Source organism: Mycobacterium sp. 1274761.0, from assembly GCF_001668615.1.
Classification (GTDB): domain Bacteria; phylum Actinomycetota; class Actinomycetes; order Mycobacteriales; family Mycobacteriaceae; genus Mycobacterium.
In genome coordinates, this window is record NZ_LZMC01000027.1 from 38,064 (window position 1) to 48,772 (window position 10,709).

Annotated in this window: 11 protein-coding genes and 1 pseudogene; 6 read left to right on the forward strand and 6 right to left on the reverse strand. The window is 67.1% G+C overall.

The window, feature by feature from the left end:
* The first annotated feature begins 44 nt into the window (after positions 1 to 44).
* A complete protein-coding gene (locus A5651_RS04775; RefSeq protein WP_066976077.1) occupies positions 45 to 1,292 on the forward strand; it encodes a fatty acid desaturase in 1,248 nt (415 codons plus the stop codon).
* Positions 1,293 to 1,297: 5 nt separating this feature from the next.
* On the opposite strand, the gene A5651_RS04780 is transcribed toward A5651_RS04775, so the two are convergent.
* Positions 1,298 to 2,158 carry an aldo/keto reductase gene (locus tag A5651_RS04780; protein ID WP_066976079.1) on the reverse strand — a complete coding sequence of 287 codons (861 nt, stop codon included), beginning with the start codon at positions 2,156 to 2,158 and terminating at the stop codon, positions 1,298 to 1,300.
* Positions 2,159 to 2,376: 218 nt separating this feature from the next.
* Between A5651_RS04780 and A5651_RS04785 the strand changes: the two genes are divergently transcribed.
* Positions 2,377 to 2,613 carry a hypothetical protein gene (locus tag A5651_RS04785; protein ID WP_066976081.1) on the forward strand — a complete coding sequence of 79 codons (237 nt, stop codon included), beginning with the start codon at positions 2,377 to 2,379 and terminating at the stop codon, positions 2,611 to 2,613.
* Between the two features lie 124 nt (positions 2,614 to 2,737).
* Positions 2,738 to 3,577 carry an SDR family oxidoreductase gene (locus A5651_RS04790; RefSeq protein WP_066976083.1) on the forward strand — a complete coding sequence of 280 codons (840 nt, stop codon included), beginning with the start codon at positions 2,738 to 2,740 and terminating at the stop codon, positions 3,575 to 3,577.
* A 24-nt stretch (positions 3,578 to 3,601) separates the two neighbouring features.
* On the opposite strand, the gene rsgA is transcribed toward A5651_RS04790, so the two are convergent.
* Positions 3,602 to 4,582 carry a ribosome small subunit-dependent GTPase A gene (gene rsgA / locus A5651_RS04795; protein ID WP_066976085.1) on the reverse strand — a complete coding sequence of 327 codons (981 nt, stop codon included), beginning with the start codon at positions 4,580 to 4,582 and terminating at the stop codon, positions 3,602 to 3,604.
* Positions 4,583 to 4,595: 13 nt separating this feature from the next.
* Positions 4,596 to 5,873, reverse strand: a complete 1,278-nt coding sequence (gene aroA, locus A5651_RS04800) for a 3-phosphoshikimate 1-carboxyvinyltransferase (protein ID WP_066976087.1) — start codon at positions 5,871 to 5,873, stop codon at positions 4,596 to 4,598.
* A 56-nt stretch (positions 5,874 to 5,929) separates the two neighbouring features.
* On the opposite strand from aroA, the gene A5651_RS04805 reads away from it, so the two are divergent.
* Positions 5,930 to 6,688 (forward strand): SOS response-associated peptidase, encoded by a 759-nt coding sequence (locus A5651_RS04805; RefSeq protein ID WP_197496542.1) that lies wholly within the window; start codon positions 5,930 to 5,932, stop codon positions 6,686 to 6,688.
* 4 nt (positions 6,689 to 6,692) lie between these two features.
* Here A5651_RS04805 and A5651_RS04810 read toward each other — a convergent pair whose 3' ends face one another.
* The gene (locus tag A5651_RS04810) at positions 6,693 to 7,481 is read right to left on the reverse strand and encodes a class I SAM-dependent methyltransferase (RefSeq protein ID WP_066976091.1); all 789 of its coding nucleotides are present in this window, start codon (positions 7,479 to 7,481) and stop codon (positions 6,693 to 6,695) included.
* A 20-nt stretch (positions 7,482 to 7,501) separates the two neighbouring features.
* On the opposite strand from A5651_RS04810, the gene A5651_RS04815 reads away from it, so the two are divergent.
* A complete protein-coding gene (locus A5651_RS04815) occupies positions 7,502 to 8,236 on the forward strand; it encodes a YqjF family protein (RefSeq protein ID WP_369803911.1) in 735 nt (244 codons plus the stop codon).
* Between the two features lie 20 nt (positions 8,237 to 8,256).
* On the opposite strand, the gene A5651_RS04820 is transcribed toward A5651_RS04815, so the two are convergent.
* Together A5651_RS04820 and A5651_RS04825 are read right to left on the reverse strand one after the other, a co-directional pair.
* Positions 8,257 to 9,189 (reverse strand): HTTM domain-containing protein, encoded by a 933-nt coding sequence (locus A5651_RS04820; protein ID WP_066976093.1) that lies wholly within the window; start codon positions 9,187 to 9,189, stop codon positions 8,257 to 8,259.
* On the reverse strand, positions 9,186 to 9,695 hold the full coding sequence (locus tag A5651_RS04825) for a hypothetical protein (protein WP_156662612.1): 510 nt from the start codon (positions 9,693 to 9,695) through the stop codon (positions 9,186 to 9,188). Before A5651_RS04825 ends, A5651_RS04820 begins: the two co-directional genes overlap by 4 nt.
* Positions 9,696 to 9,926: 231 nt before the next feature.
* Here A5651_RS04825 and A5651_RS25640 point away from each other — a divergent pair.
* Positions 9,927 to 10,709: pseudogene (locus tag A5651_RS25640) on the forward strand (hypothetical protein); the annotation flags it as partial.

Genomic DNA, 10,709 nt, shown 5'->3' on the forward strand with positions numbered 1-10,709 from the left:
GTAAGTTACGGTAGCGTAGGTAGGGTAGGGGGAAGGAGATAACGATGGCTATTACCGACGTTCCGGAATTCGCGCATCTGACCGGCGCCGACATCGAGCATCTCGCCGTCGAGCTGGATGCGATTCGCCAGGAGATAGAAGACTCCCTCGGTGAGCGCGACGCGCGCTACATCCGCCGCACCATCGCCGCTCAGCGCGCCCTCGAGGTTGCCGGCCGGCTGATGCTTGCCGCCAGCTCAAAGCGCTCGGCGTGGTGGGCAGGCACTCTGACGCTGGCCGCATCCAAGATCATCGAGAACATGGAGATCGGCCACAACGTCATGCACGGCCAGTGGGACTGGATGAACGATCCGGAGATCCACTCGTCGACGTGGGAGTGGGACATGAGCGGCGCCGCCAAGCACTGGCGGTTCACGCACAACTTCATGCATCACAAGTACACGAACATCCTCGGCATGGACGACGACGTGGGCTATGGCCTGCTGCGGGTGACGCGTGACCAGAAGTGGAAGCCGCACAACGTTTTCAACCTGGTCTTCAACACGATGTTGGCGAGCCTCTTCGAGTGGGGAGTCGGCCTGCAGCATCTCGAGATCGGCAAGATCTTCAAGGGTCGCGACGACCGCAAAGCCACGCTGGTGCGGCTGCGCGAGTTCAGCACGAAGGCCGGCCAGCAGGTCGCCAAGGACTACGTCGCCTACCCGGCACTGACGTCGTTGTCACCCGCTGCCACCTTCAAGTCGACGGTGAAGGCCAACGCGCTGGCCAACGTCATCCGCAACGTGTGGGCCAACGCGGTCATCTTCTGCGGCCACTTCCCCGACGGCGCAGAGAAATTCACCAAGACCGACATGGCCGGCGAGACCCAGGGCGAGTGGTACCTACGGCAGATGCTCGGCAGTGCCAACTTCGAGAACGGCCCGGTGCTGCGGTTCATGAGCGGCAACCTGTGCCACCAGATCGAGCACCACCTGTACCCCGACCTGCCGAGCAACCGGCTATACGAGATTTCTTTCCGGGTGCGCGAGCTGTGCGACAAGTACGACCTGCCGTACACCACGGGCTCGTTCCTGCTGCAGTACGGCAAGGCGTGGCGCACCATCGCCAAGCTGTCGCTGCCCGATAAGTACCTGCATGACACGGCCGACAACGCGCCAGAGACGCGCAGCGAGCGCATGTTCGACGAGCTCGGCCCGGCACCCCGGCGCGGGCTGAAGTCGGCCATCGCAGCGGTGCGTCAGCGCCGGAGCGAGAAGCGCGCGCAGAAGGTGGCGGCCAAGCTCGCTGCCTGATCCGGCTAGCTCGGGATGTAGTCGAACGTGTCAGGATTCGGACCCCGGCGGCCCTTCTCGCCATTGTCGAGTTCGGTGATGGCGTCGAAGTCGTCCTGGCTCAGCTCGAAGTCGAAGATGTCGAAGTTCTCCTTGATGCGCGCCGGGGTTACCGATTTCGGGAAGACGACGTCGCCGCGTTGAATGTGCCAGCGCAGCACCACTTGTGCCGGTGATTTACCCGTCGCCTTCGCGATGCCCTCGACGACCTGGTCGTCAAGCACGTCGCCTTGGGCAATCGGCGACCACGCCTCGGTGACGATGCCATGCTCCCGCCCATAGGCGCGGAGCTCGTCGTTGGTGAAGTACGGGTGTACCTCGATCTGGTTCACCGCAGGCACGGTGTCGGTCTCCTTGGCCAGCCGCTCGAGGTGGGCGATCTGGAAGTTCGACACCCCGATGCTGCGGGCGCGGCCGTCGCGTTTGAATTCCTCGAGAGTGCGCCACGTCGAGACGAAGTCGCCGTCGTATAGCGTCGGCAACGGCCAGTGGATCAAGAACAGGTCGACGTAGGAATCGTCACCGTCGAGGCCCAACTCGGACAGCGTCGTGTCGAAGGCGCGCCGGGCGTCGTCGGGCTTGTGAAAGCCGTTGTTGAGCTTGCTGGTGATGTACACGTCGCCGCGGTCGATCCCCGCCTCGCGGATGCCCTGCCCGACGCCGGCCTCGTTCTGATACATCTCGGCGGTGTCGATGTGGCGATAGCCAATTTCCAGCGCGGTGCGTACCGCCTCAGCGGTCTCGCCGGGCTCGATCTGGAAGACGCCGAAGCCCAGCTGGGGGATGGTCGTTCCGTCGTTGAGTTCGATGCTAGGTACGTGACTCACAGTTGATCCTCTCCGTCGTCAGGCAGCCTGCCCGGTACTCGAAACCGTCAAACACCGTGAGCCGCCGATTTATGTCCACCGATCGGGGGACACCAGGTTCATCCGATTCGGCCGCCGATCGCCCGACAGACTGCGCCGCCGTCCTCCGGCAATCTTGAGTCATCACCGGGACACACCGGTAGGCAAATGAAAAGCGCACTCTCACAAGAGGATTGGAAATGATCAAGAACGTCTTCGCCCGTTACCTCGTCTTCCTGACGGTCGGGGGAAGCCTGCTCGGCGGCGCGGCCGTCGGCCTTGCGGGCATGGCCAGCGCCGCTACCGCGACCGGGCCGAGCGGCCCCGGCTACTCCTACGCCCCGACGGTCAAGGCCACGCCGGCCCCGGAGGCCAAGCCGGGCTGGCGCGCCCACCACGGCATCTGGCACATCAATCACCTCAACGGCGTCTCATAGTCACCACCGCCCAGGCCCTCCCCGAAATGGGGAGGGCCTGATTCCTTCTCGACGAAGGTTGCGCAGGCCATATCGGGGTATATGAGCACACCTACACCCGGCTCGAACCGACAGGAGGGCGCTGATGGGGTTTCCCGAACAGCAACAGGAGCCGCCCGGAATCCAGAAGACCATGGAGCCGGTGCCGGACTGCGGTGAGAAGAGCTATCGCGGTTCGGGCCGACTCAAGGGCAAGCGCGCCATCATCACCGGCGGCGACAGCGGAATCGGCCGCGCGGTGGCCATCGCCTATGCGCGCGAGGGTGCCGATGTGCTGATCGCCTACCTCAACGAGCATGATGATGCCGAAGAGGTCGAAAAGCTGGTGCAGGATGCGGGCCAGCGCTGCGTGTTGGTGGCCGGTGACCTGTCGGACCCCGCGCACTGCCGCTCCGTCGTCGAGCGCGCCGCCGAAGAGTTCGGCGGGATCGACGTGCTCGTCAGCAATGCGGCCTACCAGATGACCCACGAGAGCCTCGACGAAATCAGCGACGAGGAGTGGGATTACACGTTCCGCTTGAACGTCGGCGCCTACTTCTACTTGGTGAAGGCAGCGGTGCCCCATATGGCTCCCGGCTCGTCGGTCATCGGCAGCTCGTCGGTCAACTCCGACATGCCGTCGCCGACGCTGGCGCCCTACGCCGCGACGAAGGCGGCCATCGCGAACTTTTCGGCCAGCCTGGCGCAGCTACTGGGGGAGAAGGGCATTCGCGTGAACAGCGTTGCGCCAGGCCCGATCTGGACACCGCTGATACCGGCGACGATGCCGGAGAAGAAGGTGGCGAACTTCGGCGACGACACGCCGCTGGGCCGTGCGGGACAGCCGGCCGAGCTCGCGCCGGTGTATGTGCTGTTGGCGTCTGACGACGGCAGCTACATCTCGGGCGCGCGGGTCGCCGTCACCGGCGGCCGCCCGATCCTCTGACGACTGCTGTCGAGCTGAAGCGGGTCAGCCCTCGCGCAATGCGGTCAGTAGTCGGCGCGCCGCCGCCACCCGCCCCGCCGCGGGCCCGGTCAGGGTGTCGAGCGCGCACTCCGGGTCGGCGGGCGGCCCGAGATGACCGCAGCCCCGCGGGCAGTCCTTGATGGCCTCAGCCAGGTCGGAAAAGGCCAGCAGCACATCGTCGGGCTCGATGTGGGCCAGCCCGAAAGAGCGGATACCCGGCGTGTCGATCACCCAGCCGCTGCCCTGCAGCGGCAACGCGATCGACTGGGTCGACGTATGCCGCCCCTTACCGACGCCGGACACCTCACCGATCGCCCGGTCCGCCTCGGGCACAAGGCGATTCACCAACGTCGACTTGCCGACGCCGGAATGGCCCAGCAGCACGGTCACCTTTTCGGCCAGCAGCCCGGCCACCGAGTCGAGCGGGTCGTCACGGCCCGCCGTCGCGATCGTCAGGTCCAGGTCGACGAACTGAGCGGCGAAGGGCTCGGCGGGTGCCAGGTCGGTCTTGGTGAGGCACAAAATGGGGGTGAGCCCGCCCGCATAGGCGGCGATCAGCGCCCTCTCGACGAAACCGGTCCGCGGCGGCGGATCGGCCAGCGCGACGACGACCAACAGCTGATCGGCGTTGGCGACGACGACGCGCTCCGTCGGATCGGTGTCGTCGGCGGTGCGCCGCAACACCGTCCGCCGCTCTCCGCGTCGCACGATGCGCGCCAGTGTGTCGGGCCGTCCGGACAGATCACCCACCACGCCGACGTCGTCACCGACGACGATCGGGGTGCGACCGAGTTCGCGCGCCCGCATCGCGGTCACTCGTCGATCGGGATCCCGGCCGAGCACGCAGCCCCACCGCCCGCGATCGACCGTCACGACCATGGCTTCCTGGGCGTCGGCGTGGTCGGGGCGGGTCTTCGTGCGTGGCCTGGATCCCCGACCCGGCCGGATGCGGACGTCGGACTCGTCGTAGTCCCTGGTGCTCACGCCCTGTGTGCCCTCATGACTGTCCGGCGAGCATGTCGGCCCACAACTGCGGAAAGTCGGGCAGCGTCTTGGCCGTGGTGCCGATGTCTTCTACCTCGACGCCGGCCACCCGCAGCCCGACGATCGCACCTGCCGTCGCCATCCGGTGGTCGGCGTAGGACCGCCATCGGCCGCCATGCAGTGGCTGGGCGGTGATGACCAGACCGTCGTCGATCTCCTCGCACTGGCCGCCGAGCCCGTTGATCTCGGCGCTCAACGCCGCAAGCCGGTCGGTTTCGTGGCCGCGCAGATGCGCGATACCCGTCAGCTGCGACACCGAGCCCGGAGTGGCCAGCGCCGCCAGCGCCGCAACCGATGGCGCCAGCTCACCGACGTCGTGCAGGTCGACGTGGAAGCCGCCATACGCCTGCGAGCCCTGCACCTCGAGGTAGGAACTGCTGCGCCGCACGATAGTGCCCAGCTTCTCCAGGATGGCGAGAATCGCGTCGGCCGGTTGCGTGCTGACCGCCGGCCAACCCGCGATCCGCACGATGCCACCGCTGGCCACGGCGGCGGCCAGGAACGGCACCGAGTTGGAGAGGTCCGGTTCAATTGCCCAGTGCCGGGGGTTAATTGGGCCGGGGGAGACGCGCCAGCGGTTGGGCTTGGTGTCGTCTACGTCGACGCCGGCGTCGCGCAACATCGACACGGTCATCGCCACGTGCGGGGCAGACGGCACCGCGTCCCCGGTGTGCATGACGGTCAGCCCCTCGGTGAACGACGCGCCCGACAGCAGCAGCCCGGAGACGAACTGTGACGACGCCGACGCGTCGATCTCCACCGTGCCGCCTGCTACCGATCCGTCGCCGCGCACCGTGAACGGCAGGCCGTCGCCGTCGATGGCCACGCCCAGCCCGCGCAGCGCGGTCAACAGCGGCGCGATCGGCCTTGCGCGCGCCTGCTCGTCACCGTCGAACACCACGGCGCGCGTGGACAGCGCCGCCACCGGCGGCAGGAAGCGCAACACCGTGCCCGCCAGCCCGCAGTCGATCGTGGCGTCGCCGGGCGGGTCGATCCGACCGCCGACCGTCAGCTCGCTGACCTCGCCGCCGACGGTGACGCCGAGGGTACGCAGCGCCCCGATCATCAGGTCGGTGTCGCGGCTACGCAGCGCGCCGCCGATCGTCGACGTGCCGTGCGGAGTGCCCAGCGCGGCCAGCACCAGCGCCCGGTTCGTCTGTGATTTGGAGCCGGGCACCGTCACCGTGGCATGCACGGGCGACGACATCGTCGGTGCCTGCCACAGTTTCATGTGCTCCTCCACGCTGCCATCCTGCCCTGTCGGACTTTTCTGCCACCATGGGAGATATGTGTGGGCGATTCGCGGTAACCACCGATCCGGCGCTGTTGGCCCAGAAGATCCAGGCCATCGACGAGACCACGGCGGCGCTCAAAGGCAAAGACGCCGCAAGCCCGAACTACAACGTCGCGCCGACCACCACGATCAGCACGGTGGTCAAACGCCACACCGAACCCGATGACGAGTCGACGCGGCGGTTGCGCTCGATGCGGTGGGGCTTGGTGCCGCCGTGGGCCAAGGAAACCAAGGACGGCAGCCCCGACACGAAGGGCCCGTTGCTGATCAATGCGCGCGCCGAGAAGGTCACCAGCTCGCCCGCGTTTCGCAACTCGGCGAAGAACAAGCGCTGCCTGGTGCCGATGGACGGCTGGTACGAATGGCGCGGTGAGAAGGGCGCCAAAACCCCCTTCTACATGTACGGCTCCGACGGCGAACCGCTGTTCATGGCGGGACTCTGGTCGACGTGGCGGCCCAAGAGCGCACCGAAGGACAGCCCGCCGTTGTTGAGCTGCACCATCATCACCACCGACGCGGCCGGTCCGCTGGCCAAGATCCACGATCGGATGCCGTTGACCATCAGCCCGGCCGACTGGGACCGCTGGCTGGACCCCGACGCGCTGATCGACGAGGGGTTGCTGCGCGGGCATGGTGACCTCGACCGCATCGAGATCCGGGAGGTCTCGCGGCTGGTGAATAGCATCCGCAACAACGGGCCCGAGCTGATCGAACCGGCCGAGCCGCAGGCCGAGCAGGCGACGTTGCTCTAGGACCTCACCGCCGCAGCGCGGTCACCACCGCGTAGGGCGCGTCGTAGGCGACGATGCCGTCGCGGCCGACATGAGCATCGAACGTCTCGGTGAAGGCGGCGATCAACCGGTCACGTCGTGAGCCGTCGACCGATGAGAACACCGACACGTGCATCGGGGACTCCTGTGTCACAAATCGAACCGCCTCGTCGAGCGTGCCCAACCGCCACGGGTGGCTGCCCCGCGCGATTTCCACGTCGACGAAATCGGCCGCGAGCCTGTCGCGGACCGTTTCGGGCTCACCCCACTGGTCGGGCGCGAACCCCGAAGTCGGTGGCGGCCCGACCACCTCGACGATCGGACCGAAGAACGGATTGTTCGCATCGCGCACCCATGACGAAAAAGCGAGCGCCCCACCAGGTTTGAGCAGCCGAGCGACTTCGGCGACCTGGGTGGTTGGTTCGACGAAGACGATCCCCATGTTCGACACGACGGTGTCAAACGACCCGCCTGGTAGACCGGTGTCGGCCGCATCGGCGGTCACCCACGCCACGGCGCGGCCGATCCGCTGGGCCTTCTGCCGGCCGATCGCGATCAACTCGGGCGTCACGTCGACGGCCGTTACGTGAGCGCCCACGGCAGCCGCCGCGAGCGCGGCGTTACCGGTGCCGCAGGCTAAGTCAGCGACCTCGTGGAACGGCCCGCGCCGCCGTGCGGCCGCGACCACCTCCGCGGCGATCGGAGCGATGCGTTCACCGACGGCGTCGTAGCGGCCGGCCGACCAGATCGTCGGGGCTGACTTCGGAGTCGACACACCCGTCAGCGTGTCACGATGTGGACGTGGATCCACTGGCCGGGTTCCCGATCACCGCGCCGGCTGTTCCGCGCCCGGCGACATTCGACCAGCAGTGGGCCGATCTGACGTTCGTGCATTGGCCGGTGCGCTCCGACGCCGTCGCTGGGCTGTTCCCGGCGGGAACCCGTCCCGATGTCGTCGACGGCCTGACGTATGCCGGGCTGGTGGCGTTCACCATGTGCCGCACGTCGATCGGCAGCGCGGTACCCCTGCCGTACTTCGGCACTTTCCACGAGACCAACGTCCGGCTGTATTCGGTCGACGACGCCGGCCGGCACGGTGTGATCTTCCGCTCGCTGGAGACGGCCCGCCTGGCGGTGGTACCCGTCGTGCGCGCGGCGCTCGGCGTGCCCTACACCTGGGCGCGGATGCGCCTCACGCGATCGGGCGACCGTGTCTCCTACGACAGCCGGCGGCGATGGCCGCAGCGCGGTCTGCGCAGCCGCCTGGAGGTGCGGATCGGCGATCCGGTCGAACCGACACCGCTGGAGACGTGGCTGACCGCGCGATGGGGCGCGCACACCCGCCGAGCCGGTCGGACCTGGTGGGTGCCCAACGAGCACGGGCAGTGGCCGCTGCGGTCGGCAGAGGTGCTCGAGCTCGACGACGACCTGATGGCCGCTGCCGGGGTGCCGGTGGCGGGTGCTGTGCTACGGGCGCTGTACTCGCCGGGTGTGCACGCGCGGTTCGGCAGACCGCTGCGGGTGAAGTAGCCAACGTTCATCGAATTCGACTAGGAGCCACGGCGTAACCGCGTCCGCACCTTCTGCGGCAGAATTCGCACCGCATCGGGCGGTGCCCACGCGAGATACAGCACGAACATCGCGTAGCTGAAGATGCCGATCTGGATCGTCAGATCGATCACCAAGTGCATGACGATGCCAGCGGCCAGCACCCACGGCCGAAACCGGGGAAACCACACCAGGATTCCCACCGCCAGCTCGATCGCGAGTACGCCCCACGTCATCGCATTCATCACAGGTGCATTCATCGCCAGCCATTGCGGCACCGGAATGCGCTTCATGTCCTCGATGCGTAACACATAGGACACCGCGGTTCCGTCGAGCCACGGCTGACCCGCCAATTTCGTTTGCACCGCAGCGAGATACACGATCGACAGCTGCACTTGCAGCAGCCTGATGGGCCAGTTCGGTCGTGTCTGGGCCGCCCAGAACGATCCCGAATGACGCCGCTCGTCGAGCGACCACGCCGCCCCAGAGGGCGCTATCGCGAGCAGAAGGGCCTCGATCCTGATCAAGGCATCACCGGAATTGAAAACCCACGGGCTACGGCGCTCGAAGGACAGCACGAGGACGAAGACAATGACGGCCGCGATCCTGCTGTGCCAGCCGACGAGCATCGCGACAGCGGCGACCAACAGCACCGCGATCCCGATAACGATCGCCTCGTCGCTGTTCCACAGCGCGAAAAGGCCCCATGTGTCCGGGATGGACGGCTGCGCAGCACTGATGCCGCTCGGACCGAGGAGCGATTTGCGGACGGGCAGCAGCCACAATGTCCACACGATGACAAGCGCGCCGAATGCGATGCGCACCAACCCCAGCGTGTACATCTGCTGCGGCTGAAACCAGAACGCCCGCCACGTTTCCCAACCCGTCGACAGCCCCCTAGCGAGCGCGCCGGCGGGCCGGGTCATCTCAGTCATCGAGGACCCGCCAAATCCTCGGTGTAGAGCGTCTCGAACCCGGTCTCAACTGTCGCTTTGCTGCCCGGCGGCGGCATGCCGACGGTCCGCAGGACCATTTCGACGTACACCGGGCGGTCACCAGCAGGAGTGAGGCTGCGGACCGCCCAATGCACGAAGTCCGGGCGCAGATTAGGCGTCGTGACAAGCGTTTCTTTGAGCTTGCGCCAGCGGTGGGCCGCCGGCACGCCGAACACCGGGTCCGCCTTCGGCAACGTCCACGTTCGGGTGGCGCCACTAGCCATCCAGACGTGCACCTCGACGTTGTCCTGGCGGGTCGGTGGCCTCGGGGCAAACAATGCCCAGTTCTGGTCAAGGCCGAGGGGCAGCGCGATCGAGTTGACCACAGGCGCCATGGCTCGCGTGATGGCGCTTGCGGGCAGGTTGAACAGCACCACGACGGCGAGGATCACGACGATCATCGCGCTGGTCGCGATCTCACGGACGCGTGACGGTATATCCGGCATCCCGCCTGCCTGCACGAAGGTTTGCTTGACAGCACGTGAATGATAAGTCGGCTCCGGCCAGATTCGGCTCACGACCTGACCGGCAAGCCGAAACATAGGGAAACGCCTCATATCTCGACGGGCCGTAGTTTGATTAGCTCACATCGTCGGGGCCCACCCCCGCTGCGTGGCATGCCTACCGCACGGCGTTTTCGGGCCACACGCGACCCAGGACTCAGCAAGGACAGACCGATGACAGGACCCAGGCCCCCCTACGGCGGCAACCCGAACGATCCCACCCAGCGATATGCCCAGGACGCGGATGCGACCAGGCGAGCGGATATGGGAGAGATGGCTACGGGAAGGGCTGACGCGCTGGCGTGGTCACATGAAGGCCCACAGTACGAGCAGCCACCCCAGAACTACGGCCCCGATCCCTATCAGCAATATCCGCCCCAGCCCTCCTACGCGCAGCCGCAGTACGCGCCGCAACCGCAGTACCTGCAAGAACCCGCGCCCGCTCCCGGCGGGGCGAAGCTGCCCATGGGCACCATTGCGATCGCAGGTGCAGTGGTTATCGCCGCCCTGGTCGGCGGCGGCCTCGCTTATACGTTGACCGGCAGCAGTGAGCAGGAGCAGCTTCCGCAGCAGGTGCAGCAGACCGTGGTGCCCCAGCAAGCGCCAGCGGGGGTGCCGCCGTCCGTGGCTCCGCCTGCTGTGTCGCCTCCGCCCGCTCTGGCGCCCAAGAGCGGCGGAAATACCGGAGGCCGCACCACGAACGGACCGTACACCGGCAGCACGACCGGCTCGACGACCGGCCGTACCGGTACGACGACGGGCGTGAACCCGGGCACGACCACGGGCGCCACGACCGGCGCTTCAACGGGGACGACAGGCACGACGACAGGGACCACGCCAGGTACCGAGGGCACGACGACCGGGACCACGACCGGGACAACGACGGGGACAACGACCGGGACAACGACGGGGACAACGACCGGGACGACGGCACGACCACCGGGACCACGACGGGCC

Bases quoted from the DNA above. Each gene is read 5' to 3' on its own strand.
- A5651_RS04775 (WP_066976077.1), top strand. From the start codon at position 45: ATGGCTATTACCGACGTTCCGGAATTCGCGCATCTGACCGGCGCCGAC.
- A5651_RS04785 (WP_066976081.1), top strand. From the start codon at position 2,377: ATGATCAAGAACGTCTTCGCCCGTTACCTCGTCTTCCTGACGGTCGGG.
- A5651_RS04790 (WP_066976083.1), top strand. From the start codon at position 2,738: ATGGGGTTTCCCGAACAGCAACAGGAGCCGCCCGGAATCCAGAAGACC.
- aroA (WP_066976087.1), bottom strand. From the start codon at position 5,873: ATGAAACTGTGGCAGGCACCGACGATGTCGTCGCCCGTGCATGCCACG.
- A5651_RS04805 (WP_197496542.1), top strand. From the start codon at position 5,930: ATGTGTGGGCGATTCGCGGTAACCACCGATCCGGCGCTGTTGGCCCAG.
- A5651_RS04820 (WP_066976093.1), bottom strand. From the start codon at position 9,189: ATGACTGAGATGACCCGGCCCGCCGGCGCGCTCGCTAGGGGGCTGTCG.
- A5651_RS04825 (WP_156662612.1), bottom strand. From the start codon at position 9,695: ATGCCGGATATACCGTCACGCGTCCGTGAGATCGCGACCAGCGCGATG.